At 70.1% G+C, this 25,834-nt stretch carries 28 protein-coding genes; 13 read left to right on the plus strand and 15 right to left on the minus strand.

The genetic code is table 11. The features are described from left to right. The first annotated feature begins 80 nt into the window (after nt 1-80). Nucleotides 81-3,257, plus strand: a complete 3,177-nt coding sequence (locus tag OHA25_RS36440) for a BTAD domain-containing putative transcriptional regulator (protein ID WP_327581454.1) — start codon at nt 81-83, stop codon at nt 3,255-3,257. Between the two features lie 107 nt (nt 3,258-3,364). Here OHA25_RS36440 and OHA25_RS36445 read toward each other — a convergent pair whose 3' ends face one another. Continuing rightward, nucleotides 3,365-3,901, minus strand: a complete 537-nt coding sequence (locus OHA25_RS36445) for a hypothetical protein (RefSeq protein WP_327581455.1) — start codon at nt 3,899-3,901, stop codon at nt 3,365-3,367. A gap of 168 nt (nt 3,902-4,069) precedes the next feature. Next, on the minus strand, nt 4,070-4,501 hold the full coding sequence (gene tnpA, locus OHA25_RS36450; RefSeq protein WP_327581456.1) for an IS200/IS605 family transposase: 432 nt from the start codon (nt 4,499-4,501) through the stop codon (nt 4,070-4,072). A 24-nt stretch (nt 4,502-4,525) separates the two neighbouring features. Here tnpA and OHA25_RS36455 point away from each other — a divergent pair, with 24 nt between their 5' ends. Continuing rightward, complete coding sequence (locus OHA25_RS36455; RefSeq protein WP_327581457.1) at nt 4,526-5,842, plus strand: RNA-guided endonuclease InsQ/TnpB family protein; 1,317 nt, start codon at nt 4,526-4,528, stop codon at nt 5,840-5,842. A 220-nt stretch (nt 5,843-6,062) separates the two neighbouring features. Here OHA25_RS36455 and OHA25_RS36460 read toward each other — a convergent pair whose 3' ends face one another. Continuing rightward, nucleotides 6,063-8,165, minus strand: a complete 2,103-nt coding sequence (locus OHA25_RS36460) for an AfsR/SARP family transcriptional regulator (RefSeq protein WP_327581458.1) — start codon at nt 8,163-8,165, stop codon at nt 6,063-6,065. Here OHA25_RS36460 and OHA25_RS36465 point away from each other — a divergent pair. Continuing rightward, nucleotides 8,131-9,030, plus strand: coding sequence for an alpha/beta fold hydrolase (locus tag OHA25_RS36465; RefSeq protein WP_327581459.1), 900 nt, complete (start codon nt 8,131-8,133; stop codon nt 9,028-9,030). The genes OHA25_RS36460 and OHA25_RS36465 overlap by 35 nt on opposite strands. 59 nt (nt 9,031-9,089) lie before the next feature. Here OHA25_RS36465 and OHA25_RS36470 read toward each other — a convergent pair whose 3' ends face one another. Next, nucleotides 9,090-9,494: a hypothetical protein gene (locus OHA25_RS36470; protein ID WP_327581460.1), complete on the minus strand. Its 405-nt coding sequence runs from the start codon at nt 9,492-9,494 to the stop codon at nt 9,090-9,092. A gap of 36 nt (nt 9,495-9,530) precedes the next feature. On the opposite strand from OHA25_RS36470, the gene OHA25_RS36475 reads away from it, so the two are divergent. The 6 genes from OHA25_RS36475 to OHA25_RS36500 all read left to right on the plus strand — a co-directional run bounded on the left by OHA25_RS36475 (nt 9,531) and on the right by OHA25_RS36500 (nt 14,522). Continuing rightward, nucleotides 9,531-10,235, plus strand: a complete 705-nt coding sequence (locus OHA25_RS36475) for a hypothetical protein (protein WP_327581461.1) — start codon at nt 9,531-9,533, stop codon at nt 10,233-10,235. Continuing rightward, nucleotides 10,232-10,807, plus strand: coding sequence for a helix-turn-helix domain-containing protein (locus tag OHA25_RS36480; RefSeq protein ID WP_327581462.1), 576 nt, complete (start codon nt 10,232-10,234; stop codon nt 10,805-10,807). Before OHA25_RS36475 ends, OHA25_RS36480 begins: the two co-directional genes overlap by 4 nt. A gap of 184 nt (nt 10,808-10,991) precedes the next feature. After that, nucleotides 10,992-11,549 (plus strand): dihydrofolate reductase family protein, encoded by a 558-nt coding sequence (locus OHA25_RS36485; RefSeq protein ID WP_327581463.1) that lies wholly within the window; start codon nt 10,992-10,994, stop codon nt 11,547-11,549. A 91-nt stretch (nt 11,550-11,640) separates the two neighbouring features. Further along, on the plus strand, nt 11,641-12,831 hold the full coding sequence (locus tag OHA25_RS36490; protein WP_327581464.1) for a DUF1266 domain-containing protein: 1,191 nt from the start codon (nt 11,641-11,643) through the stop codon (nt 12,829-12,831). Nucleotides 12,832-12,879: 48 nt separating this feature from the next. Further along, nucleotides 12,880-13,677, plus strand: coding sequence for a TetR/AcrR family transcriptional regulator (locus tag OHA25_RS36495; protein ID WP_327581465.1), 798 nt, complete (start codon nt 12,880-12,882; stop codon nt 13,675-13,677). Nucleotides 13,678-13,778: 101 nt separating this feature from the next. Continuing rightward, nucleotides 13,779-14,522 carry a trypsin-like serine protease gene (locus OHA25_RS36500; protein ID WP_327581466.1) on the plus strand — a complete coding sequence of 248 codons (744 nt, stop codon included), beginning with the start codon at nt 13,779-13,781 and terminating at the stop codon, nt 14,520-14,522. Nucleotides 14,523-14,546: 24 nt separating this feature from the next. Here OHA25_RS36500 and OHA25_RS36505 read toward each other — a convergent pair whose 3' ends face one another. Further along, the gene (locus tag OHA25_RS36505) at nt 14,547-15,218 is read right to left on the minus strand and encodes a GntR family transcriptional regulator (RefSeq protein WP_327581467.1); all 672 of its coding nucleotides are present in this window, start codon (nt 15,216-15,218) and stop codon (nt 14,547-14,549) included. Between the two features lie 102 nt (nt 15,219-15,320). Here OHA25_RS36505 and OHA25_RS36510 point away from each other — a divergent pair, with 102 nt between their 5' ends. Further along, entirely contained in the window at nt 15,321-15,752 is a 432-nt protein-coding gene (locus OHA25_RS36510) for a VOC family protein (RefSeq protein ID WP_327581468.1), read from the plus strand. 27 nt (nt 15,753-15,779) lie between these two features. On the opposite strand, the gene OHA25_RS36515 is transcribed toward OHA25_RS36510, so the two are convergent. From OHA25_RS36515 to OHA25_RS36540, 6 genes are all read right to left on the minus strand, one after another. Continuing rightward, complete coding sequence (locus OHA25_RS36515; protein ID WP_327581469.1) at nt 15,780-16,532, minus strand: ABC transporter permease; 753 nt, start codon at nt 16,530-16,532, stop codon at nt 15,780-15,782. Between the two features lie 647 nt (nt 16,533-17,179). Next, nucleotides 17,180-17,590: a VOC family protein gene (locus OHA25_RS36520; protein WP_305916853.1), complete on the minus strand. Its 411-nt coding sequence runs from the start codon at nt 17,588-17,590 to the stop codon at nt 17,180-17,182. A gap of 5 nt (nt 17,591-17,595) precedes the next feature. Further along, on the minus strand, nt 17,596-18,045 hold the full coding sequence (locus tag OHA25_RS36525; RefSeq protein WP_305916852.1) for a helix-turn-helix transcriptional regulator: 450 nt from the start codon (nt 18,043-18,045) through the stop codon (nt 17,596-17,598). Between the two features lie 261 nt (nt 18,046-18,306). After that, a complete protein-coding gene (locus OHA25_RS36530; protein ID WP_327581470.1) occupies nt 18,307-18,816 on the minus strand; it encodes a hypothetical protein in 510 nt (169 codons plus the stop codon). A gap of 157 nt (nt 18,817-18,973) precedes the next feature. Next, nucleotides 18,974-19,429: a VOC family protein gene (locus tag OHA25_RS36535; RefSeq protein ID WP_327581471.1), complete on the minus strand. Its 456-nt coding sequence runs from the start codon at nt 19,427-19,429 to the stop codon at nt 18,974-18,976. Then, nucleotides 19,426-20,298, minus strand: coding sequence for a sigma-70 family RNA polymerase sigma factor (locus tag OHA25_RS36540; protein ID WP_327581472.1), 873 nt, complete (start codon nt 20,296-20,298; stop codon nt 19,426-19,428). Before OHA25_RS36540 ends, OHA25_RS36535 begins: the two co-directional genes overlap by 4 nt. Before the next feature lie 127 nt (nt 20,299-20,425). Here OHA25_RS36540 and OHA25_RS36545 point away from each other — a divergent pair, with 127 nt between their 5' ends. Next, a complete protein-coding gene (locus OHA25_RS36545; RefSeq protein WP_327581473.1) occupies nt 20,426-20,839 on the plus strand; it encodes a VOC family protein in 414 nt (137 codons plus the stop codon). 408 nt (nt 20,840-21,247) lie between these two features. On the opposite strand, the gene OHA25_RS36550 is transcribed toward OHA25_RS36545, so the two are convergent. The 3 genes from OHA25_RS36550 to OHA25_RS36560 all read right to left on the minus strand — a co-directional run bounded on the left by OHA25_RS36550 (nt 21,248) and on the right by OHA25_RS36560 (nt 23,278). Next, a complete protein-coding gene (locus tag OHA25_RS36550) occupies nt 21,248-21,970 on the minus strand; it encodes a VOC family protein (RefSeq protein ID WP_327581474.1) in 723 nt (240 codons plus the stop codon). A gap of 126 nt (nt 21,971-22,096) precedes the next feature. Then, nucleotides 22,097-22,570 (minus strand): SRPBCC family protein, encoded by a 474-nt coding sequence (locus tag OHA25_RS36555; RefSeq protein WP_327581475.1) that lies wholly within the window; start codon nt 22,568-22,570, stop codon nt 22,097-22,099. Nucleotides 22,571-22,744: 174 nt separating this feature from the next. Next, the gene (locus tag OHA25_RS36560; protein ID WP_327581476.1) at nt 22,745-23,278 is read right to left on the minus strand and encodes an RICIN domain-containing protein; all 534 of its coding nucleotides are present in this window, start codon (nt 23,276-23,278) and stop codon (nt 22,745-22,747) included. Between the two features lie 457 nt (nt 23,279-23,735). Between OHA25_RS36560 and OHA25_RS36565 the strand changes: the two genes are divergently transcribed. Continuing rightward, nucleotides 23,736-24,431, plus strand: coding sequence for a polysaccharide lyase family 8 super-sandwich domain-containing protein (locus OHA25_RS36565; RefSeq protein WP_327581477.1), 696 nt, complete (start codon nt 23,736-23,738; stop codon nt 24,429-24,431). Next, nucleotides 24,428-24,730, plus strand: coding sequence for a polysaccharide lyase beta-sandwich domain-containing protein (locus OHA25_RS36570; protein ID WP_327581478.1), 303 nt, complete (start codon nt 24,428-24,430; stop codon nt 24,728-24,730). Before OHA25_RS36565 ends, OHA25_RS36570 begins: the two co-directional genes overlap by 4 nt. A 75-nt stretch (nt 24,731-24,805) precedes the next feature. On the opposite strand, the gene OHA25_RS36575 is transcribed toward OHA25_RS36570, so the two are convergent. Next, complete coding sequence (locus OHA25_RS36575; protein ID WP_327581479.1) at nt 24,806-25,657, minus strand: SDR family NAD(P)-dependent oxidoreductase; 852 nt, start codon at nt 25,655-25,657, stop codon at nt 24,806-24,808. Nucleotides 25,658-25,834 lie beyond the last annotated feature (177 nt).

Here is a 25,834-nt window from a genome sequence, read left to right on the forward strand (position 1 = left end):
GCCTCTTAGAACGCTCTTTTAGCCGGCACTGCGCCACTTTCACGAGCACGCGCGCCTCTGCGTCCTCATAGCCTTTGTGCATGCGGATTGAGCTGCTGGGACCGGTCCGGGCCTATGCCAACGATGGTGCGCCGATCGATGTCGGCGGTGTCATGGTTCGCGCGCTGCTGGCCCGGCTGGCACTGGCCGAGGGTGAGACGGTGTCGGTCGATGCACTCGTCGACGGCCTGTGGAGGGAGCATCCGCGCGGGGGCACCGTCAATGCGCTGCATGGGCTGGTGCACCGGCTGCGCAAGGCTCTGGGCGGGGCCGGGGTCGTGGAGAGGGCGGCCGGCGGGTATCGCCTGCACGTACGCGCCGAGGACGTCGACGCGGTCCGGTTCGAGGAGAAGGCCAAGCGGGGCGGTCGCGAACTGGCCGCGGGCGCCGCGCAGCGAGCGGCCTCGCTGCTGGACGAGGCGCTGGCGCTGTGGCGGGGAGACGCGCTGGCCGACGTGCGCGATGCCCCCTTCGCCGGTACGGCCGGCACGCGGCTGGAGGAGCTGCGCGTCGCGGCCATCGAAGACCGGTTCGAGGCGGAGCTGCGACTGGGCCGCCACGACGAGATCCTCGCCGATATGGCGGCGGTGGCCGCCAGCCACCCGTTGCGCGAACGGCTGGCCGGATTACGCATGCGAGCCTTGCACGCGGCAGGCCGCCAGTCCGATGCGCTGGCCGTGTTCGAACAGGTCCGCGGCACGCTCGCCGAGGAATTGGGCGTCGACCCGTCCGAGGAGCTACGCCAGACGCACCTGGCCGTGGTGCGGGGCGAGCTGACGATCCCCGAGGCGGAACAGGCTCGGCCGGAGGCGGCGCCGGGCCGTCTGCCGGCCCTGCTGACCAGCTTCGTCGGCCGGGAGGAGGAGCTGAGACTGCTGGCGGGGTTGCTGGAGACCTCCCGGCTGGTCACCGTCGTGGGGCCCGGAGGAGTGGGCAAGACCCGGCTGACCGTGGAGGTGGCGAGCCGGCATCGGGCCCATCAGCGTGGCCGGGTCTGGCTCGTCCCCCTGGCCGGGGTGAACACCGCCGACGGGCTGCCCGAGGCGGTGCTGGGCGCGCTCAGCGTCGCCGATGCCCAGCCGTCTGGCACGCCGCTGGATCGAGTGGTCAGTCTGCTCGCCGGTGGTGAAGGCGTGCTGGTGCTGGACAACTGCGAACAGATCTGCGGACCCGTCGCGGAGTTCGCCGGGCAGCTGCTGGAGCGCCAGCCGTACGTGACCATCCTGGCCACGAGCCGGGAACCGCTGGACGTCATGGGTGAGACGCTGTGCCGTCTGGGCCCGCTCGACCTGCCCCCGGCCCACGCGGATTCCGCTCAGGCCGGCGAATCGGACGCGGTGCGGCTGTTCCTCGATCGCGCGGCAGCCGTACAGCCCGGCCTCGTCCTCGACGCGCCGACCGCGACCTCGGTCGTGGACATCGTGCGCCGGCTGGACGGGCTGCCGCTGGCGCTGGAGCTGGCTGCAGCGCGGTTGCGGACCATGAGCGCCGACCAGCTCGCCCGGCGACTGGATGACCGTTTCCGGCTGCTCAGCACCGGCAACCGGGCCGCCCAGCCGCGGCAGCAGACCCTCCATGCGGTCATCGAATGGAGCTGGGACCTCCTCACCGATCAAGAACGGACGCTGGCCCGCCGAATGTCGATCTTTCCGGCGAGAACCGGGATCGCCGCGATCGAGGCGGTCTGTTCGGATGAGACGCTCCCCGCCGGCGAGGTCATCTATCTCCTGGACTCCCTGGTCGACAAGTCCATCGTGGAGCGGGCCGGCCACGCGTACCGGATGCTGGAAACCATCCGAGCCCATGCGGCGGACAAGCTTCGCCTCGCGGGGGAAGCTGAAGCCGTCCTGCGCAGGCTCGCGCGGCACTTCGCCGACCTGGCCGAGGAACACGAGCCGCTGCTGCGCTCGGACAAGCAGGCGGAGTCGCTGCGGCTGTTCCAGGCCGAGTACGACAATCTGATGTTCGCCCTGCAAACGGCCATCGACGGCGGCGACGCCGAGACCGCGGCCCGGATTCTCGGGCCGCTGTACTGGTACTGGGTCATGCTCCGCTACGACGCTCGGGCCGATGCCTACGTCGCCAAGGTCGCCGAGTTCGGCGACGCGCTGCCCGCGCAAGCCCGGGCCGCGTTCACCGCGATCCACCTGGTAGCCGGCGAGGGCGCGCCGACCAAAGAGCCCGACCGGCTGCGCGCGCTCATCGACGACTGCGCGCACACGGGCGCGCTGCGGCGTTATCCGATGCTGCTGACGACAGCGCTGATGATGGCGCTGACACTCGGGTTGGACGAGCTGGTCGACCAGGAGATCGCCCGGGTGCGCAGCGGCTCGGACCGCTGGGCGATCGCCTGCACCTTCATGATCGAAGCCATGCGGTATCGCGAACGGGGCGACCGGGAAAGCTCCGCGACCGCGATGGCAGCGGCGCTGCACGCGTTCAAGGAGGCGGGCGATCGGTGGTGGACGGCGAAGACGCTGTACGGCCTGGCGCAGATCCACGCCATCGCCGGTGACCACGACCAGGCGATCGCCGCCTACGAGCACAGCCTCGCGATCGCCACCGACCTCGGCTCGCAGGACGAGGTCTCAACCCGGCTCGGACTCGCCACCGAACGCATGCGCGCCGGCGACCTGACCGGCGCCCAGCACGACATCGAAACCGCCGAACGAGCGGCATGGGAGCGCGGTCACCGTGTGCTGGAGATCGAGGTCCTGGGCAGCCTGGCCGAGCTGTACCGCCGCTCCGGCGCGATCGAACGGGCCGACCAAGAACTCGACCGGATGGAGACCCTCGCCCGCCGGCTGCGCCTTACGGCGGAGACGATGGAGAACCTCCTGGTGCCCGCCAGGATGGCGAACCTCCTCACCGCCGGGGACGCCGCACCCGCGCGCGAGCTGCTGCCCCGTGCCATGCAGGCGGCGCAGGCGCACATGAACACCCCGGCGGCCGCGCAGCTCCTGGCTCGGCTGCTGTTCCTGGAGGACGATCCGGCCGGCGCGGCCACCGCGCTCGGCCTGAGCCAGGCCATCCGCGGCACCTTCGACCACGGCGACACCGAACTGTGCTCCCTTGCGGAGACGCTCTCGCAACGGCTCGGCCGTACCGACTACGACACCGCCTACCAACGGGGCGCCGACATGACACCCCACGAGGCCACCGACCGGCTGACAAAACTCGCGCTCACGGAGGTGGCCTGCCCGCCGGCCCGGCGTTAGTCGAACGTGTCGCCGTGCAGGGCGGCCAGTTTCCGCTGCGCCGGGGCCAAACGGCGGCATTGGCGCGCGGCTTGATGATCATCACTGGAGGTCGCCCCGGGTGACCGCTATCCACCCGGAGTCACGGTCGCGCCGGGCAGTGACTCCTTCTGAGCTTCCCGCGAGCCGACGACGGCGTTGAGCCCGCCGTTGACAGGCTGCGCGACCGCGTCGCCGGAGACGAAAGGCTTCGACGTCTCCCCCTCGACCCTGATCAGCATCCTGGTAGGGGTGCAGAACAAGCTGACCTTGCTCTCGCTGGAACTGCCCACCGCCGGCTCCATCGGCCCGGAAAACCCTACTTCCCGCCCCGGGTGCCCCTCGGACGTGGTCAGATCGACGTACATGCTCCAGCCGGAGTCGGACAGCCCGCACCGGCCGGAGGAGTGAATCCACGCGATCAGGTCGTGAGAGCCGACCCTGATCTGCGCCAGTGCACGCTCCGCCTCGCCGGGCAGTCTCCGGTGGCCGGTCAGGCCGTTCAGCTGGACCAACGGCCACTGGGCCGGGTTCTTCAGCAGCGGGTTCGCAGGCGGCGCGGAGCACGCGCCGAGGGCCGGTAACAGCAGGAACGCGACCACGGTCCGCGCCAGACGATCGATCACTGTGATTCCCTGTTCGTGACGACTCAGACGATCTTGAGTCTACCGAGGTGCGGGCCAGTGCTCCCGCCATTAGGTGGGGGTGAACGCCCTTGCGGGAAGGCCTCCAAGGGCCTGAGTGTGTCCTGATCCGCACTCTGGGAACGCGGTGTGCCGCGTCTGGTCTTGATCTCATTTCTGGGGCCGGTCCTGGGACTGGAGGTAGGTGTGGACGGTGGCCAGGTCCGCGTCGCCGGTCGAGCCTGCGTAGTAGGAGCGGGACCAGAAGTGGCCGCTCCATAGGTGTGTGCGGACGTGGGTGTTGTATTCCTGGCGGAGGTAGCGGGCTGAGACGCCTTTGAGGGAGTTGACGAGGGAGGACAGGGCGACCTTGGGCGGGTAGCGGACCAGGAGGTGGACGTGGTCGTGTGCGCCGTTGAAGTCGGTCAGTTCGCAGTCGAATTTCTCGCACACCTCTATCATGATCTGTTCGCAGCGTTCCAGCATGGGGCTGGTGAGTGCGTCCCGCCGATATTTCGTGACAAACACCAAATGCGCGGACAGATCGTGGACGCAGTGACGCCCGGTTCTGATGTCGGGGTTCGGTTCCCATCGCGGTGACATACACCAAACGATAGAATGAGCCGCGTGGAGCAGGAGAAACGCAACCGCGCTCATGTCACCCGCCTGGAGTTGGACCAGCGGCAGAGCGCCGTCTTGGACGGCCAGGCGCACAACGCGCGCACACTGTGGAACCTGCTGCACGAGTTCTTCACCTTCCGGCAGGGCCGCTTCGCCTCCCTCGCCCAGTGCGACGAGGCCATCCGGGCCGCCCGCAAAGAGATCGACTGGCTCAACGACCTGCCCGCCCAAGCGGCGCAAGCCGTGCTGAAGACCTACCGGCAGGCGTGGGCCAACTACTTCAACCCCGACCACCCGGCCGAACGCCCCACGTTCAAGAGCCGGTTCCGCTCCCGGATGGCCGTGGACGTCCCCCAGGCGCGGGACCTGAACATCACCCGGATCAACCGCCGGTGGGGCGCGGTCACCATCCCCAAACTCGGCCGGGTCCGCTTCCGATGGACCAAAGACCTGCCGGTCGTCACGAAGGGCGGCCCGCACGGGAAGATCACCGGAGCGCGGCTGGTGAAGGAGACCACCGGGTGGCACATCGTGTTTCGTATCCAGACCGAGCAGCCGGTGCCGGCCCCGCATCCGGGGCCGCACACCGCGATCGACCGGGGCATCGCCGTACCGCTCGCCCTGGCAGGCGGAGAGAAGATCTTCCACCGTAAAGAATGGCTGACCGGCGGGGAGCAGGAGCGGCTGCTCCATCTGGAGCGCAAGGCCGCCCGCCAGAAACGAGCCGCGAAACCAGGACAGCGCACCAGCAACCGGCTGAAGACAACCTATGACCAGATCGCCCGCCTGCGCGCGAAAGCCAAACGCCGGGCCATCGACTGGCAGCACCAGACCACAGCGAAGCTCACCGACCGGTTCGGCGTCATCGTGCTGGAAGACCTCAAGGTCAAGAACATGATGGCGAGCGCCTCCGGCACCCTCCAACAGCCGGGCACGAACGTCGCCCAAAAACGCGGCCTGAACCGGGCCATCGCCACCGAGGCGTGGGGCCGCACCGCCGAGTTCCTCACCTACAAGGCCACCACCAAGGGCGGCCAGGTCGTCTACATCCCGGCACTGGGCACCAGCCAGGAATGCCACGCCTGCCACACGATCAACGAAGGCTCGCGCCAGAGTCAGCCCCGGTTCGTGTGCAGGAATCCAGCATGCGGGTGGATCGGCAACGCCGACGTCAACGCCGCCCGCACCCAGTTGCATCGGTACAACTCAGCCGCCGGACGGGCGGTCACCAGACGTGGAGGCCCTGCACCACTGGGGCCGCTGAAGCGTCAAGCACCTCACGGCGGGACTACCCGCACCACCCCCCACCGGGTGGCCGCGTAGCGGCCATGAGAATCCTCCCCAATCAAAGGGAGGAGCACGTCAAGCATCTCACCTGACGCACACACACACCACGCTCCGCGAGATGTCGGCCGGCGACATGGGCTGATCTCCGACGTCAGCGGCGCCCGGAACGGCCGTGCCCGCCCACGGCAGTGGCCACGGTGAGTGACACCTGCCAGCCTCAGCAGCATCTCATGGCCGTCCTGCCGCGGTACGGCGGCTAGGCAGAGGTGTCGCGGAGCGCATCGGCGAGGGCGGCGAGGTGGTCGGAGACCGGGCCCAGGGTGAGCAGGCCGCTGCCCGCGCCCGCCAGCTCCCCGGCCGCCGGGGCCAGCGCGGTGCGGGCGCGGCGCATCGCCTCCCGGTCGCCGAGGGCCACCGCAGCCCGCGCCACCAGGCACCACATCGCCTCCATCAGCAGGTCTTCCGGCGGTTCCGGCAGGGCCGCCAGCGCCGCCGCGGCCTCGTCGCGGCGGTCGGCGGCCAGCAGCAGGGGGCGGACCCACGGCTCGTACGGTCCCCAGTCCGCCTCGCCGGTCCCGGGCGGCAGGCCGCGGCGCACGCGCGCGCAGAGCGACGCCAGCGGCAGCAACCCGCGCTGCAGTCCCGGCATGCCGGCGCCGTCCAGCCGCGCGGCCGCCCGGCGGTAGGCCGCCTCCACCTCCTCAACCGCCGGCGCCGGCCCGGTCACGTCGAGGCGAAGTGCCCGGTACCAGGCGGTGAACACGCTCACCAGCGGCAGCTCATGCCGTTCGGCCAGCCGTTCCGCGGCGGCGGCGTGCTCGTCGGCGACCGCGAAGTCGGCCCGCGCGCACCGTGCCTGCAAGCGGATGAGATGCCCGAGCACCTCGAAGGTGACCAGCCCGTGCCGGGCCGACAACGCCACCAGCTCCGCGCCGACCTCGTCCCGGCGACCGGCCAGCCCCGCACGCGAGAAGGTCTGCATGAACACGCCGTTGAGCGCGAAGGCCAGCAACGCGGGATCGTCCAGCCGGCGCGCGATCTCCTCCGCCTGCCGGGCCGCCGCACCCCCACGCGCGGCATGCGTGCCGCGCGACTCCAGCGCGATCGTGGCCAGCAGCCGTGCCCGTACCGCGTCCGGCGCGCCCGGCGGGAGCGCGGCCAGGGCGCGTTCGGCCGCCGCCACGACCTGCGCCGCCTGCTCCGCGTCATCCGCACGGGTCCAGATCGCCGGCACGTCGTAGGATCCGATCACCCGCGCCGTCAGCTCCGCCTCGCCCAGCTCCTCGGCCGCCGCGATCGCCGCCACCCGGTGCCGGCGCGCCGCCTCCAGGCCCGCGCCGCCGGTCACGGCCAGATCGCGCATCAACGTCACCGTCGACTCCAGCCGCGCCCTGGCGCCCGCCGGCACACTGCGGTCGTAGGCGGCCGCCGCCTGCGCCCACACCGAGCCCGCCGTACCCGACAGCGGGTCAAGATGCGGGGCATGACGCAAGATGTCGGCCTCCAGCCGGCGCAGCCGCGGCCCCGGATCCACCCCCAGCTGCTCAGCCAGCAGGCCGCGCGCCCGGCGCAGCACCGCCAGCGCGTCGCCTTGGCGGCCGGTACGGTACAGCGCCAGGGCCAGCAGCCGCCAGCCGTCCTCCCGCCAGGGGTTCTCGGCCACGTGTGCGTCCAGGTCCGGCACCGCCTCGCCGGCCAGCCCCAGAGCCAGCAGCGCCTCGGCCCGCCGCTCGATCGCGTGCAGGCGCAGCTCGGCCAGGCGCGAACGCTCCGCCCGTGCCCAGTCCTGGCCGGCGAACTCGGCGTAGGAAGGCCCGCGCCACCAGCCCAGAGCCTCCTCCAGCCGCTCGAGAGCCGGCCGCGGCGGCAGCGCCGCGGCGGCGGTGACCGCCTGCTCGAACCGCCAGGCGTCCACCGCGTCGGGGGCGGCGCGCAGCGCGTACCCCGGACCTTCGGTCACCAGCAGCCGCGGCGCGGCGCGCGGCGGCCGCTCCGGCTCCAGCGCGCGGCGCAGCGCCGCCACGAACGTGCGCAGCGCCGCCACCGCACCCGGCGGCGGCTCGTCCTGCCACAGGTCCCCGGCCAGGCGCGTCACCGGTACGACGCGGCGGCGGGCGACGATCAGTCGGGCCAGCACCGCGCGGTGCCGCGGCCCTTTGACGTCGACCACGCCACCGGCCTCGTCCCAGGCCGTCACCGGCCCCAGCACCCCGAACCGCACCGTTCGACCACCCTCCTCAGCCAGCCACGGTAGCGCGCTGATCGGATGCTCATTCGCGCCCGGCACGCTGAACGGGTCACCTTCGGCAAAGGAGCCCACCATCATGACGACCAGCAGCGACACCAGCAGCGACACCATCGCCGGCTTCGACTACCGGCGCGTCCCCGTCGCCGAAGGCGTGTCACTCAACGTGGCCGTCGCGGGTGAGGGCAGCCCCCTCGTGCTGCTGCACGGCTTCCCCCAGACGCACCTGATGTGGCGGCACGTCGCCGCCGACCTGGCCGCCGACCACACCGTCATCTGTCCCGACCTGCGCGGGTACGGCGCCAGCGACAAACCCGCCGAGACCCTCGCCGCCACTTACGCCAAGCGCACCATGGCCGCCGACGTCGTGGCGCTGGCCCATGCGCTGGGTCATGAGCGGTTCGCGCTGGCCGGGCACGACCGGGGCGCCCTGGTCGCCTTCCGCGCCGGGCTCGACCATCCGGCGGCGATCACCCACCTGGCCTGCCTGGACGTGCTGCCGACCCTGGACATGTGGCAGGTGATGCGCGGCGCGGGCGCGGCCGTCGGCTTTCACCTGTACCTGATGGCCCAGCCTCCCGGCCTGCCCGAGGAGATGATCGCCGCCAGCGCGGACACGTTCTTCGGCCACTTCCTCGACCTGTGGGCCGGCGACCCGCGGGCGATCCCGGACGGCGTGCGCGCCGCGTACCTGCGGGCCTGCCGCCAGGCGATCCCCTCGATCGTCGCCGACTACCGTGCCTCCGCCGGGATCGACGCCGAACACGACCGGGCCGACCGGGAGGCGGGCCACCGGCTGCGGATGCCGGTCACCGTGCTGCAGCAGGACTGGGGGACGGCGCTCGGCTACGACGCGGCGGCGCTGTGGCGTGCCTGGGCGCCCGACCTGCGGCACGAGACCGTCACCTGCGGACACTTCATGGCGGAGGAGGCGCCCGCCGACGTCGTCAAGGCGCTGCGTGCCCTGCTCACCCGCTGACGGGCGCGAGGAGAGCCGCTCGTGCGACGCCGGCCGGGACGTACGCGGCCGCCGGTCGGTTAGACGACGGGGCGGGCGTCAGCGAGGCCACGCAGTCCAGCCGCTGCATCTCCCGCCGGTTGCGGCGCACGGTGTCGGCCGCCCAGTCGAGGATGACCGCACCCAGACCGGCCGCCCGGCGGCGGACCGCCATGGTGCACGTAGCCGGCCGAACCGGCCGCATCCGCCCACAGGGGGTCGGACCAGTCCAGGGTGAGCGTGCCGACGGCCGTGTCGCCGGCGCGGACCAGCCACGTCTCTCCCCGTGTGATCGCCTCGTCGATCCAGGAGGGCTCGAAACGGTCCGGCCACTGGGTGACGTCGCGCCGCCTGAGCCAGTCCGCCGCCTCGTTCAGCACGCTCAGGACCTCTGCCGTGTGGGCCGGTGAGGCGCGGTGGAAGGAGAGGTTCGCGGGTGTCGGCATGCGTCGATCCTACCGCTCGTTTGATAAGATGAACGAATGGTTCACCAAAATAGTGCACTGCAGGATGCCCTCTACCTCGACGACACCTACCTCGCTGAGATCACCACCACCGTGATCGCAGCGGGGCGGGACGAGGCCGGTGGCGCGTGGATCGCGGTGCGCGACAATCTTTTCCACCCCCAAGGCGGCGGACAGCCCGCCGACCGCGGCTGGGTGGGGGAGCGGGAGGTCGTTCCCGTCCGCCATGCCCCCACCGGCCTGGTGGTGCTCACCGGGGGCGAGCCTGGACCGGTCGACGGCGACGTCGTCCACACCCGCGTCGACGCGGGTGTGCGCCTGCTGCACGCGGCTCTGCACACCGCCGGCCACCTCGTCGAAGCGGCGAGCAGGGCCGAGGGCTGGACCCTGGCCGGCAGCAACCACTTCCCCGGCCAGGCCCGCATCGAGCTCACCCCGTCCGAGACGGGCACGCGCCTGGCCGATGCCGAGGACCGGGACAAGGCCGCCGACCGGCTGCGCGCGTTCGTGGCCGCGGCCGTGGCCGACGACCTGCCGGTCGTCGCCGAGCACGACGCCGCCGGCCGCCGGATCGTCCGGCTCGGCGATCTGCACGCCGCCCCCTGCGGCGGCACGCACGTCCGCAGTCTCGCCGACCTGGCGCAGGTGACGATCTCCGCCGTCAAACTCAAAAAGGGCCGCGTACGCGTCTCCTACACCGCCTCCCACAGGCCGGCGCGGTGAGCACCGCCGACCGGGACCGCCGTCCCGCCAGCAGCGCGGCCGCCGCGGCCGGCGCCCAGATCCAGCGCCGCCGCCGGCAGCGCGGCATGAGCCAGGCCGAGCTGGCCCGCCGCACCGGCCTGAGCAAGGCGACGCTGTCGCAGCTGGAGGCCGGTATGGGCAACCCCACCCTCGACACCCTGGACGCCATCGCCGTCGCGCTGGCCGTCCCGCTCACCGACCTGCTGACCCGGGCGAACGACCCGGGCGTCGTGCACCTACCGGCGACCGCCGCCGCCGGCGACGGTCCCACGCGTGAACTGCTGCGCCGCATCAGCGGCGGCCACAGCCTGGAGATCTGGCGGCTGCGCCTGCCGCCGGACACCGCCGTCGACGGCGTGCCCCACGCGCCCGGCACGACCGAGCATCTCCTGCTCGCCTCCGGCCGCCTCGTCGCCGGCCCCGCCGACGATCTGCGCCGGCTGGAGCCCGGAGACATGCTGGCCTTCGCCGGAGACGCCCCGCACCACTACCGCACCGGCGAGGTGCCCGCCGACGTCACCGTCGTCATCGCGTCCCCCGCCGCGGGCTGACCGTCCCGGCCGCGTCATGCCCGCGCGAGGTGATGTCCAGGCGGCAAGGGCGGTGTAGAGACCCGGCGGCCCGCCGAACACGGCCCCGGCCAGCGCCTTAACCTCATCGGAAGAAGACCGTAAGGTCCTGACGGCAGCGTTGAGTCAGCACCGCACCACAAGCGACGTCGAAGGAAGACATCTCATGCGCACGTTCAAGCTTCAGGTCCAGACCTCCATCGACGGCTACATGGCCGGTCCGGACGGCGAGATGGACTGGATGACGTTCCCGTGGACCGACGACATCAACGCCTACATCGACGCGATGACCGAACCGGTCGACTGCATCGTACTGGGCCGCCATCTCGCCGAGGGTTTCATCCCGGCTTGGGCGTCCGGCCCGGCGGGCGAGACTCAGGAGACGATCGACTGGATGAACAACACGCCCAAGGTCGTGATCTCCAACAGCCTCACCGAGTCGCCCTGGGAGAACGCCACCGTCGCCGGCGGGGACCTCACCGAGATCGTCACCAAGCTCAAATCGCAGCCGGGTGGGGACATCATCACTTACGGAGGCGGCACTCTCGTGCGAGAGCTGATCGCCAAGGAACTGATCGACGAACTCCACCTGTTCGTCAACCCGACCGCGCTCGGCGCCGGAATGCCGGTGTTCCCCGAGGCGCGCCGGCGGCTGCGCCTGGTCACCGCGCGGCCGTTCGCGTGCGGGATCACCGCGCTGCACTACGAGCCGGAGCGCTCCTGATCGGGTTCTCGACGGTCAGGAGCCGGCGGCGATGGCCTGGCCGACGGCGGGACGACTGCGGCGGATGTCCGTTTCGCTAAGGTTTGTCGGCATGGGTATGCCGAAGAGGAACGTGGCAGGTCAGGGGCCGGCATGGGTGCCGCCCACCGATGTCGAGCGGGCGCTGGCCGAGGCCAAGTCCCAGGGCGACTGGGATGCGTACGTGCGCGTCCTGCTGGGGGCCGACACGTTCTCCTACAAACCGAAGGAGCAGGTCGACAGCCGCAAACTGGTCGTGGACTGGAAGACGGAGCAGGGACCCGAGGGCAAGCAGTGCCTGGTCGTGTACACCCGGGGGGAGTTGCCCGGGAGGCGCCCCGACCTCGTCGCCTGCCCGGTCTCGTTGCCCTTCCCGCCCGAGGAGTGGTGGGGGTCGGAGGTGCAGGGGATGCTGGTCAATCCCGGCAGCCCGTCAGGGACGTACTTTCCCGACGCCAAACGCAGCCGCCGGCACTGGAAGTCGCTGAAGAAGAGCGTCCAGGACAAGGGCCACGACGCCGACCAGATGCTCACCAAATACACCGGGCCGCTGCACGGGCCCCTCGCGCACGGGCTGGCCTGCGGCGGGCACCTGGCCGTGCACAACGGGGTGATCTGGAACGAGATCGGCGACGTCTACAGCAGCTATGCCGATGACGTGGAAACCCTGCGCGAGTCGTGGGGCGTCACGGATCGGCACGGCTGGCAGACGCAGGTGACGGCGCTGCTGGAGGGGCGCAACAGCCCGGCCGAACCGGAGTTCGCGCTGCAGGTGCGCAACGATCTCGCCCGCCAGTACCCGGGCTCGCACCGGGACCTGGCCACATGGCAGCGGGCGACGGCCGGCATGCTCACCCAGCGGGGCGTGAGCCGGCCCGGCATCGACGTGGTGATGCAGCTGATCGGGACGATCGTGCGGTACGAGGAGCGCTTCCGCGCCGACGGCCTCCTGGCGCCCGACGCCTTCGTGACCTCGGCCCTCGGTTACGACTTCGGGCGGGCGGTGAACTTCGCGCGGTGGGGGCTGAGCGCCCGGTTCGCCGAGCCGTACGAGACGGAGCACGTGGTGATCCAGGCCGGCGAGCTGGCCCGGCGGGTGTATCGGACGTGGGAGGAGTATTCGGCGGGTTACATCCTGGGGCGGGTGTTGCGTTTCGATGAGGAGGCGTTCGGCCACATGTACGACTCCGCGCTCGTCCCGCACCGGATACTCGCTCAGGATCCCGGCAGCCCGTGGCGCAACATCCCCTTCACGGCCAACTGAAATCTTCATAGAGGTAACGTCCAACACGGTGTCGGTAGCATGCTCCGTATGGAAGACCTGGTGGCGGCCGCCCTGGCGGCGGCCCGCGAGCGGGGCCAGGACGTGGCGGAGGTGCCCATCGGCGCGATCGCCGCGGCGGCCGGCATCTCGCGCAGCACGCTGCTGCGCAGGCTGGGCGGCACGCGAGCGGCACTGCACGAGGCCGTGCGGCAGGCGGGCATCGACCCCGGCGGGCGGCGCCCCGTACGCGAACGGGCCATCGGCGCCGCCGCCGCGCTCATCGCCGAGCGCGGGCTCGGCTCGGTCACCCTCGACGCGGTCGCCGCCGCAGCCGGTTGCTCGCTGCCGAGCCTGCACGCGATCTTCGAGGGCCGCGACGGCCTGCTGGCCGCCGTCTTCGACCGCTACGGCCCGGTGCCCGACCTGGAGGCGCTGGCCGCCGATCCCCCCGAGAACATCGCCAAGCTGGTCCGCGAGATCTACAGCACGATGATCGTCGCGTTCGGGCAGGAGCCCCGGGTGCTGCCCGCCGTGTTCGCCGACATGTTCGGCCGCCCCGACGGCCCGGCGAGCCGGATGCTGCAGGCGACCCTTCCCCGGCTGGCGGTCACCCTGCGCACCCTGCTGATGGATCAGGTGCAGGCGGGCCGGCTGCGGCCGCTGCCGTTCCCGCTCCTCGTGCAGCTCATGCTCGGCCCGATGGTGGCGCACCTGCTGCTGCGCCCCACTCTGGAGGCCGCGATGGGGGCGGAGACGCCCTCGGTGGAGGAGACGTGCGCGGTGTTCACCGACGCGTTCCTGCGCGCCGCCGCCCTTCCGGTCGCATCCGCCCGCCGAGAATCGTGAGACCGCTTCGGTAGATCTTTTGTCCGATTTGTCACAGTACGGCCACAAACGCATACACTTCTCGAATGCGTTTCGTCCCTTTTGTCGTGATTGTTGCCGCGGTGACCATCGGTGTCGCCACGCCTGCGTCGGCCATCACCAACGGCACGGCTGACGGAGACTCCCACCCCGAGGTGGGAGCCCTCATCGGCGACAAGGCCAATCCCGACGGAACGTGGTCCTACTGCACGGGCACCCTCATCTCGCCGACCGTCTTCCTCACCGCCGCGCACTGCGGTGAACGCAAGCAGAAGACCGCCCGCGTCTCCTTCGCCAGCCGCTACGAACCCGGGGCCAAGCTCTACAGCGGCCGCTACATCCCGGACCCGCGCTACAAGGACAAGTCCGACCTCCACGACATGGCCGTGGTCGTCTTCGATGCGCCCATCGCGGGCATCAAGCCCGCCCAGCTGCCGGCCGCCGGCCTGCTCGACAAGCTCAAAGCCGACAAGCGCCTGAAGACGACGCGCTTCACCCCGGTCGGGTACGGCTCCGTGGACCCCACCAAGACCAAGAAGGGCAACGGACGGCGTTTCCACTACACGGACACGCGCAACCAGACGTCCATCTCCTTCGAAGGCCTCTCCCACAGGTGGCTCGACCTGTCGCTGAGCGCCAAGACCGACGGCAGCACGTGCTTCGGCGACTCGGGCGGCCCCAACTTCCTGGGCGGCCCGACCTCGCACCTCCTCATCGCCACGTCGATCAGCGGGGCCGACGACGCCTGCAAGGGGACCAACTACGACTACCGCCTGGACACCGCCACCGCCCGGTCGTTCCTCGGCAAGTACGTCACGCTTCCCTAATCCCCAGCGAGGCCTCCCGCTTCGTCATGGACGCTGCCCCTCCTTCGTGATGAGCACGTCCAGAGCGTGGCGGCGGTGCTCGGCGAACAGCTCCAGGGCCGCCTCGGTGTCGCGGGCCTGCAGCGCGGCGACGAGCAGGCGATGCTCGTCGGGGATATGGGCCAGGTAGCCGTCGGAGCTGAGGCCGATCCGGGTCAGCAGGAACAGGTGGATCTGGGAGCGCAGCGCCCGCCAGGCCTCGTCCAGGCGCTGATGGTGGGCGGCGGCGTAGACGGCGTCATGGAAGGCGATGTCGCAGCGCACCATCGCGTGCGCGTCCTCGGCGCGCTTCATCAGCTCGACCGTCTTGCCGATCTCGGCGAGGTCCTCGTCGGAGGCGTGGGCGACCACGCGCTGGACGGCCAGGTGCTCCAGGGCGCCGCGCAAGCTGTCCAATTCGGCGATGTCCTGCGGGGCCAATGTGATCACCGTGGCGCCGCGATGCCATGCGCTGCGAACCAGGCCCTCGCGTTCCAGCCGGAGCAGTGCCTCGCGCACCGGGCCGCGGCTGACGTCCAGCGCCTGCGACAGCTCCACCTCGCGCAGCTGGGCGCCCGGGGCGTAGACGCCGCTGAAGATGGCCTCGCGGATACGGTCGGCGACCTCATCGGCCAGTCCTCGCCGGCGGGCGGGAGCCACTGTGCCCGGTTCACTCATGATCTCCACCTCCATCCTTGTCTTGATGTTAACAAGCTTCGATCGTTGAGGTAATGTCAACATTACGACATCCCGATGCTCCAGAAAGGCAGCCCACCCGTCATGAGCGTCCTGGACTCCCCGATTCCGCGCTTCCACCTGGCCATGCCGGTCGACGACCTGACGGCCGCGCGCCGCTTCTACGGCGAGGTGCTCGGCCTGCAGAACGGCCGCAGCGCCGACACCTGGATCGACTGGAACATGTACGGACACCAGGTCGTCACGCACCTGGCGCCGGCCCGGACGCAGCAAATCCACAATCCGGTCGACGGCCATGACGTTCCGGTGCCCCACTTCGGCCTGATCCTCACGATCGAGGAGTTCCACAAGCTCGCCGAGCGGCTGCGTACATCGGGCGTCCCGTTCGTCATCGAGCCCTACGTGCGCTTCGCCGGCCAGGCGGGGGAGCAGTGGACGATGTTCCTGCTCGACCCGGCGGGCAACGCCCTGGAGTTCAAGGCGTTCGCCGACGACTCCCAGGTTTTCGCCACCTGACGGCGGCGATGGCCCGCATCGCCGCCGTCAGGTGGGCCGGCGGGCCAGGCGCCCGCGGGCGGCCAACTCCACCGTCACCAGAATCGCCGTGGCCTCGGCCGCCAGCAGCGCCACCAGAACCACGAGCTGGACGATCCCCGCCTCGATCGGGCTCGCCCCGCCGATCAGCATGCCCACGAACGCCCCGGGCAAGGTGACCAGCCCCACCGTCCTGGTCTGATCCAGGGCCGGCACCAGCGCTTGAGCGGCCGCGGGACGGCAGATCTCCAGCGCGGCCTCGCGAGGCGAGAACCCCAGAGCCAGAGCCGCCTCCACCTCCCCTTTACGCTGGACCAGCTCGTCCATCGCCCGCCTGCCGGCCAGGGTCGTGGCCGTCAAGCAGCCGCCCAGCAGGATTCCGGCGATGGGGATGACGACGATCCCCTGCGTGGAGATCGCCCCGGTCACCAGCAGGATGGCCAGCACCGGCACGGTCCCGGCCGCGATCGGCACACCCGCCCACCACAGCCGCCTGCCGCCCGCGATGCGCTTGCCCGCGGTGAACGTGGCGACGCCGTACATCAGCAGAATGAACGCCGCGACCGCCAGGGAAGAAGCGACGACCCAGGCGATCACCGCCGACACCGCGCCGAGTTGCAGCGCCGCCCTGAGACACGCGGTCACCACGGCGTTGCCATGGCCCAGTCGCCCGGCCCAGGCCACCAGAGCGCCGAGCGCGACCAGCAGGACCAGCACGACCGGCAACCACGGTGTGAGGGAGATCAATGATGAGCTGCGCACGGCAAACAGTCTCCCGCTTCGGTGACGGATCCGGGCCGCTCGTACGCGCACGGGACATCAAGCAGTGCAGCTCTTGTCAAAGCCGTCGGCACTCGCCGGCGGCGGACTCGGCGACGGTCTTCGAGCGCAACGGAGAGTTCGACGTGCTCACCACGCTGCGCCACTCGGCCCGTGGAGCGGCCTCGGCGATGCCCAGGCGCGGGGCGGCGACGTAGCAGTGTCAGCGCACCGGACAGCACAAGCCCTCCGGTGCTCCCGGCCACCTCGATCAGTGGTCCGCCCACGGTCAGGCCAAGGGGAGCGGCCACCATAGAGCCGGTCGTCCAGAGCGTGACGACCCGCGGCTGCTCGTCGGGCGTGAGCCCCGATTGCAAGGCCGATGATCGCGATCAGCACATGACGCTGTGGAAGATTCCGCAACTGACGCCTCGGGCACGCTGCCGTGAATGGACAGCGTCTGCACGGGCACGGCCACGATGATCATACCCGTACCGGCGTTGCCTAGGAGGTCACCTAGGAGGAGACCAGCCGGCCGCCGGTCGCGCAGCACCTCGCGGTAGGACCGGTTGGCCTCGCGGGGCGCTTCGGTGGGCATGGGTCTGGTCTCCTGCTGGGAGTCGGCTCGAACGTCCGGTCAGCCGGACGGCTCAGCGCCGCTCCTGGATGCGGATCATGTTGCCCGCGGGATCACGGAAAGCGCAGTCGCGAACCCCGTACGGCTGCTCGGTCGGCTCCTGGATGACCTCGGCGCCGCTGGCCTGCACCCGCTCGAAGGTGCCGTCGAGGTCGGCGGTGGCCAGGACGATGCCGGCGTAGGTGCCCTTGGCCATCATCTCGATGATGGTGCGGCGCTCGTCATCGGTGACGCCGGGATCGGCGGCCGGCGGCTCCAGGACGATGGACGTGCCGGGCTGGCCGGCGGGGCCGACCGTGATCCAGCGCATCCCCTCGTATCCCACGTCGCTGCGGACCTCGAAGCCGAGGGTGTCACGGTAGAAGGCCAGGGAGACCTCCGGGTGGTCGTGCGGGAGGAAGCTCGAGTGAATGGTGATGTCCATGCTCGTCACGCTAGGTGCGGCTCGCTCGTCGGCGCTTCTCGATTCCTGACCGGTCTGGTCACCTGTTTCGCCACGCACGACGGTATCCCCGCCGTCGCGCGCGCCGCCTCGCGCCGATAGACGCTGGGCGGCACACCGACCAACTCGGTGAAGCGCGTGCTGAACGTGCCCAGCGACGAGCAGCCGACCGCGAAACAGACCTCGGTGACACTGAGGTCGCCACGCCGCAGCAGCGCCATCGCACGCTCGATGCGCCGCGTCATCAGATAGGAGTACGGCGACTCGCCGTAGGCGAGCCGGAATTGGCGGCTGAGGTGCCCGGCCGACATGTTCACGCCCCGGGCGAGCGCCTCCACGTCCAGCGGCTGCGCGTATTCCCGGTCGATCCGGTCGCGGACGCGGCGCAGCAGCGCGAGGTCGCGCAGGCGCTGCGTCGCGGCGGAACTGCTGGTCACATCAGAATCGTACGCCGCGCCGGAGTCGCCTACCGCCCCCGGCGTCCCACTCCACTTACGTCCTCGACCTGTTCAGGCCCTGTACGGGGGTGTCGGGCGCGATGCAGCGACGCAGCCGTCGCGGTGCGGGCGGCGGCGTCCAGGGCCGACACGCTCGCCCTGCCCAACGTGTTGATCGGGCCGAGGCAGCTTCTTGATGGCGAAGGCTGCTGCGATGGCGCGTCCGCCTTGGTCAGCGGCCTCCGGCGGCGGGGTGCCACCCTAGTAGGCGCCTTTCCCCGGCGTGAACCGGCCGTCGGCATCCGGTACGTACGCAAGGAGCACGACCTCCGGATCATCCCCGTCGAGGCGCGGATGCGGCCCGATCATGACCACGGTCCCGTCCGCAACATCCTTCCAGGACTCCACGACCTCCTCCGCCTCGTCGTACCCGTAAGCGTCCTGCAGCTCAGGATCACCGAGCGTGAGCGTCGCCATCAGCAGTTCGCCCCTGGCACGCAGGATCGCCAGCGCCTGCTCCAGCAGCCTGGCATCGCCGGCCACCCCGCGAAGCGGGAACTGCGGGCGGAGAAAGACCTCGAGCCGGTCGTTCGGCCGTAGGTCTTGTCCCAGGATGGCGTCGAACTGATCGACACTCTGGATGAGAAACCACTCCTTGTGCCCGGCCCTGTGCGTGGGGCTGTAGCAGACGAGCAGTTCCGGCCGACGCGCGAGCTCGTCGGCGACAGCAGCACGCAGGCGAGGATCGGCGGTGGAGTACGGCACGCCCATGCCCCAGTATCCCTCGGATCCGCGGCCATCTCGGCTTCGTCCGCGCATGGGCGTGGACCACGACGCGGCCGGCGTACGCCCGGCGGCCGCGGCGATCCGCAAGGCGGTGCAGGCCGGACAACCCCGCCGATCTGATCAACGTCGCGCTGGAGCGCGTTCAGGGTGCCTGCCGCGACGGGAGTGCCTGGACCACCTGCCGCGGCTGGGTGAATCGCAGCATGTTGCCGGAGGGATCGAGGAAGGCACAGTCGCGGACGCCGTCGGGCTGGTTGATCGGTTCTTGCATCACCTCAGCGCCCGCAGCCTCGATGTGCGCGAAGGTGGCATCGCAGTTGCCGGTCACGAAGACAAGCCTGCCCAGCAGGCCCTTGGCCATCAGGTCGGCGATCGCCCGCCAGTCGGCCGGCGAGACACCCGGGTCCGCGCCGGGGGAGGTGAGGACGATCTGCACCTCCGGCTGCGACGGCGGGCCGACACTCACCCGTCGCATCCCCTCGGATCCGGCGTCGTCGCGTACCTCAAAGCCGAGCACGTCACGGTAGAAGCCGAGCGCCTCGTCAACGTCGTGGACAGCGAGAGCGCAGGACGAGAGCTTGAGATCCGCGAGGGTCAACGCCGCTCCTTGTCGCCGGCGGGAAGAAAGACGATGTCGAGGTCGCGGAGCCGGTCCGGGTCGGTGTCGATGGTGATGCGAGTGATCTTCTCGTCGTTGACGGCGAACGTGAAGACGGCCATCGGCCGGCCGCGGTGCGACCAGACGGCCGCCGGAACGCCGTCGACCAGAGCGAGCCGGGCGGCCTGAGCCCGTCCGGCGAAGAAAGCCGCCACCGCGTGGCCGCCCCGGACCTCGCCGACCACGATGTCCGGATCGAGCAGTTCCAGCAGCGCGGCGAAATCCCCGCCCCGGGAGGCGGCCAGGAAGGCCTCGACGATGTCCCGCTTCGCCGATCGCGCGGCGTCGGATGCGCCGGCCGCTCCTTGCAGCCGGCGCCGGGCGCGGCTGGCGAGCTGCCGGGCCGCCGCCGGGGAGCGGTCGATGATGGTGCCGATCTCGCCGAACGACACGGCGAAGACGTCGTGCAGGACGAACGCAAGCCGCTCGGCGGGAGTCAGCGTGTCCAGCACCACCATCAGCGCGACCCCGACCGAATCGGCCAGCAGCGCCTCGTCCTCGGGGCCGGCCTGGCCGGCGGGGTGGATGCTCGCGTGCGGCGCGGCCGGCTCGGGCGGCAGCGCCCCGGCCGAGTCCTCACGCCGGTTGCGGCGTGCCTCGAGCATGTTCAGGCAGACCCGGGCCACGACCGTGGTCAGCCACCCGCCAGGGTTCTCCACCTGGCCGGTGTCGGCGCGGCTGACCCGCAGCCACGCCTCCTGCACCGCATCCTCCGCCTCGCCGGGTGAGCCGAGCATCCGGTAGGCCACCGCGTGCAAGCGGTCCTGGTGCTCGGCGAACCGCTCGCTCAGCCAGTCCTGCTTGGCCATCTGTCACATTCCTCCGTTTCGCCGGTCATATCGATTGACCGGCGAACCCATGCCGATGTGACATTCGGGCCCGGCCCGGACGTCACATCTGCCGGTTCAGCCACCTCAAGTACAAAGGAGACAAGGCGTGAAAGCGCACGTGAGCTCGATCCTCCTCGGCGTCCGGGACATGGACCGGGCCAAGCAGTTCTACACCGAAGGGCTCGGCTGGAAGGTCAAGCACGACTACGGCGTCTCGGTGTTCTTCGCATCGGACGCAGGCTCGCTCGTCGGCTTCTACGGCCGCGAAGGCCTGGCCGACCAGGTGGGCACGAGCCCGGAAGGCAGCGGCTTCAGCGGGCTGGTCCTGACCTACGTCGTCCGCAGTGAGGCGCGGGTCGACGAGATCATCGCCGAGGCCGGGAAGGCCGGCGCCACGATCCTCAAGCCCGCCGGGGCCCTGCCGTGGGGCGGGTACGGCGGCTCCTTCGCCGACCCCGACGGCTACATCTGGAGTCTCGCCTACAGCGCCCAGGGAACCGACCAACCCTACGCGGAGTAGCCGCCGAGGACCCTCTGGCGCGTGTGGGTGACACGGCCATCGCCCGGCACGCCCGCCGGACTCCTCTGCACGGATGGTCCCTCAGCATGACCGGCGACGTGACCGGCACCGAGGACTAGGTTCGGCGTCGACGCGGGATCGTGTCGACGCCGAATCGTTTGACGAGGCCTTTGCGCCGCTCCCAGCCCGTGGTGGGGGAACGCCGCGACCGCGCTCGTCCGTGACCGCGCGATGCTTGATCACTGTTGCCGCACCCATCCCGGGCACGGCGATTGCCTCGGCGAGGAAGGGGGGTAGCGTGAGTCACGAACCGCGGCGCGGGGGCCGACCTGGGACGGCCGGCGGCTCGCCGGCATTACACCGGGCCACGGGGTGGATCGGAGGCGCGCCACCTCTGGTCCGGTCACGCTATCGGGGAGTCAACACACAGAACTCATTGCCATCGGGATCGGCCATCACGACCCAGCTGACCTCGCCCTGGCCGATGTCGATCCGAGTCGCTCCGAGGGAGATGAGACGGTCGACCTCCGCTTGCTGATCACCGTCGACGGGTGGAGCGAGGTCGAAGTGCAGCCGGTTCTTCCCGGTCTTCGGCGCCACTGGCGGACCGCCCCAGGTGATCTTCGGACCGCCGTGCGGCGAGCGGATCGCGGTCTCTTGGTCCTGGTCCCAGACCAACGGCCAGCCCAGCGCTTCGCTCCAGAAGTAGCCGACTTCCTGCGAACCGTCGCTCGCAAGCGCTCCGATGAATCCGCAGTCGGCGAGGAATTTGTTGTCCGGCTCGATGACGCAGAACTCATTGCCTTCTGGGTCGGCGAGCACCACATGACGCTCTTCCGGGAGTTGCCCCACGTCGATGTGCCGCGCACCGAGTCCGAGCGCCCTCTCCACGGTCTGCTGCTGGTCTTCGAGGGACGTGCTCGTCAGATCGAAGTGCATCTGATTCGGGCCGGTCTTCTTCTCCTCGGTCGGAAGAAATCCGATCCGGAACCCGGTGTCATCGCTCGGCAGGAGCGCGATGCCGTCTCGAGAGTCGCCGGTCATCTCCCAGCCCAGGACTCCGGCCCAGAAGCGCGCGAGACCGAGCGGGTCGTTCGCATCGAAGCAGAGCGCGACGAGTTGAGAAGTCATCCCGCATCTCCAATCTGCCTACTCACAGGCCCAGACAGGGCACGTCGTCCTGGCGCATGACGGACGCAACGCTAGCCCGCTCGAGGACTGCGACGCCAACGCTTTATGGGCCCGTCCTGCGCGACCTCAAGTGGCGGTCTCGGTCGTCTCCCTGATGTGCGCGTTACGCAGCGGGATCAGCTTGATCATGTAACGCCGCAGGACGAGATGCTCGGCGAGGGTGCCCAATAAGCCAGCGGGCGCGGCGAAGTCGACGATGTCTTTCATCAGGGTGGCCTCGACACCGCTGTCACCGACGTGTGTCGATTCGAAGGTATGCGCGTGGCGCCAATACCGAAATGGGCCGCTCACTTGTTCGTCGACGAAGTACGAGGGCCGGATGTAGGCGCTGATCGTCGAGGTCAGGTGCCAGGTGAAGCCGAAGTGTCGCGCGCGCCACGTGACTTGATCACCTAGGGAGAGCTGTCCGGAAGTGATCCCTGCGACTGCTTGCTCGCGCGAGCCACGCATGGAGGAGGTGTGCAGCTCGACAGATAAGGACGCGTCGAAGACAACCGGCGGTGGCGCGAGAACCAAGGTGGCCACCTCAAAACGGGACATATGCGGATGTTAGTCATCGTGTGAAAGGCGTCACCGCGCGGGTGCGGCGCTCTGTTGATCGCCGCCTCCTCTCCGGCGGATGATCACGTCGATACTGGCCAGAGACGGCAGACCGCCGCCGGGCGGCCCGGCGGCGGTCTGCGGCGCACTTTGGTGTGCCTGTTCGAGGAGGCGCTATCCGCCGTAGAAGTTCCAACGCTGGTTGGCGCGCCCGTCGCAGCGGAATTGAGCGGCCTGTCCGCCGATCGCGATGCTGGCGTTCGAGATTCCCAGGCAGAGACCACTCTTGCGGTTCACCAACGCGAACGATTCTCCCGGGTATGGGCGGGGGTCCATGAGCCAGTCCTGGTTCCAGTCGCCGGCTGGTTTTGCCTGAATAGCGTTCGCGCCGGCATCGCCGCTGGCGCGGTTGATGCCGAGGTTCTTGTGTGAGCCGAGGTTTTCGAAGCTGGTGTACTTGCCGTCCAGGACGGGTTTCCATCGCTGGAATTTGGATCGGGTGTACCGCCATTGGACGACGCGTGCCGCGTTGGCGGTGCTGTGACGCCTGGGCTGCAGGTATCGTCCGGAGTTGTAGTTCACGAGGTAGATGCCGGCGGCGTCGTCGAGCTTCGCGGCCAGCAACCGCGCGAGTGCCCGTTCATCGCTCTGCGGCGAGTCTGGCTGCGCGGCCGCTGGGCTGGCGAGGCCGGCGATCAGGGCGCCCATGGTGGACACCGTGGCGATTGAGCGCAATGTTCATGATCGGGCGGCGGACGGTTCCGTGTGCGTCTGCCCAGTCCGTTTACCCGCCAGTGGGCCTCCGCTTGTCATCTGCAGTCTTCTGTCGCGCCGCTGAGAGTTCTATGCCTTTATGCGCACAGCGATTGATCAGATGTGCACGGAATCCATTACCGGTGATCGTGTTGGCGGTGACCTCGCTGCGATGGTTATCTGCCGGTCCGCCGCGGCATGTCGAATCCGACAACAAACTGACACGGAGGCGCGGATTTCGACAGCGAAACGCGAATCCTACAACGATGCGGTGCTTCACATGTTGCTCCTGTCGGTTCTACGTTGGCCGAATGCAGGTCGCCGTGCAGCCAGAGTGCCGGGCCAGCCCAGCCAGGCGCGGCGGCGTCGTCCCAGACCGCGCGGACGGGCGTCCGGGTCGGTAACGACAACCGTGAACGTCCACCGCGTCGGTGACGGCTGGGAAGAGGACACCATCACCTGGGGCACCAAGCCGTCGATCGGATCACGGCTGGCCACGATGCGCGCGACCGCGGCCGGCGGCTGGTTGTCGGTTGACGTGACCGACTGCGTACGTGGCATCGCCGACACGGGCCATGTGGACTTCGCGATCCTGCAGCCTGCGGGGCAGGGGCTGTCGGTGCAGATCGGCAGCCGGGAGCACCGCACGCTCAGGCCCGTCCTGAGATTCACGCTCGCCAAGCCGGTCGAAAGCGTCGAGACGATCGTGGAGAATCGCCACCTGCACGCGTCCGGCACGAATGCGCTCACCGTGGACGGCACCGTCCAGCCGGTCAGCCAGGGCTGGTCGGAGACGTTCCCGGCCGCACGCTGGGCCCACCTGGAAGGCGTCGGCGGTTACGTGTTCCCCGGCGGCGCGGAGCTGCACGCCTCGCGCGCCGAACGCACCGGCAGCTGGCGCGACATCAGCACCGGCACCGTGATCGGTGACCCGACGCCGATCACCCGGCGCTACCTGACCATGTGGTTCGACCACGGGTCCGCTCCGGACCAGGCGACGTACGCCTACGCCCTGTTGCCCGGCGCGACCGCCCAGCAGACCGCGGACCGCGCCGAGGGGCTGGTACGGATCGTGGCCAACAACGAAGAGCTGCAGGCGTCGAGGTGAACGAAGCCGGCGGGACTCTGTTCTTCGGGAACTTCTGGGTGCCGGGCGACGGTGATGGGCTCACCACCGATGCCCCGGCCGCCGTCGTCGTCCGTCGCGCGGACGGCCGGATTCGGGTCGCGGTGTCCGACCCGAAACGGACGGGGAGCACCGTCAAGGTCACCCTCCCATATCCGGCTTCAGCCGTGCTCTCCGCTGACTCGACGGTCACCGTCTCGACCGGGAATCGGCCCGTGGTCATCGTCAAGGCGGCCGGTTCGGCCGGTCGTTCCCATCAGGCAGTGCTGGCGGCCGGCTGACCGGAGCGCGGGGACGATCCGCCTGAGCGCCGGTGACGGCTTCGCTTGCTCCCGGTGAGCTGACTCCGCCCTGGGTCACCGATTTTCTTGATCGAGATTGCCGTGAGCCTCCGCCGAAAGGTCCTGCCAGTCGGCCCAGGTCTTGAGCCGGTCGGCGTAGACCTGCTGGAGCATCGGGTAGAAGCCCTGACCGAAGAGCACCCGCAGGGGCGGGTTGTCGGAGTCGACGATCTTGAGGAGTGCCTGGGCAGCGGCGGCCGGGTCACCGGCGGGCTGCTTTCCCGCGATCCCGGCGATGCGCCGGCGGAGACCGTCGTAGATCGGGTTGGTCTCGGCCATGTGGCCGTTGGCGAGCGGATCGGGGTTCTTGCCGTCCTTGGTGGCGAAGCCGCCGGGCTCGACCACGGTCACCTTGATGCCGAAGTCGGCGACCTCTTGGGCGAGGCTTTCGTTCAGGGCTTCCAGGGCCCACTTGGAGACGTGGTACGCGCCGCCGAGCGGCATGGCGATGAGCCCGGCGGCCGAGGACAGCTGGATGATGTGCCCCGAGCGCTGCTCGCGCAGGTGGGGCAGCGCGGCCTGGATCACCCACACCGCGCCGAAGACGTTGGCCTCCAGCTGGTCGCGCAGTTGCTGCTCGGTCAGCTCCTCGATTGCGCCGATCATGGCGTAGCCGGCGTTGTTCACGATGACGTCGAGCCGGCCGAAGTGCTCCTTGGCCCGCTTGATGCTGTCGAAGACGGCGGCCTTGTCGGTCACGTCCAGCTCGAGCGGGAGCACCGCGTCGCCATGGGCGGCGACCAGCTCATCAAGGCTTCCAGTCGTGCGGGCGGTCGCGGCCACCTTGTCGCCGCGGGACAGGGCGGCCTCGACGAAGTTGCGGCCGAGGCCGCGGGACGAACCGGTGACGAACCAGACCTTGCTCATGACGTCTTTCCTTCTTTCTGCGGTGGCGGATTTTCCACGGTGGACACCACTCGTGGGGCCGCGTGCCGTGCGGATGGTTCGCGCGGCATCCTGCCGGCCATGGAGACACCGGCATCCCAACCCCTGTGACGGCGCGGCTGTGTGACATACGCCACCGGCGGCAGGTGTCACAAAGCG

The sequence above is a fragment of the Nonomuraea sp. NBC_00507 genome (assembly GCF_036013525.1).
Classification (GTDB): domain Bacteria; phylum Actinomycetota; class Actinomycetes; order Streptosporangiales; family Streptosporangiaceae; genus Nonomuraea.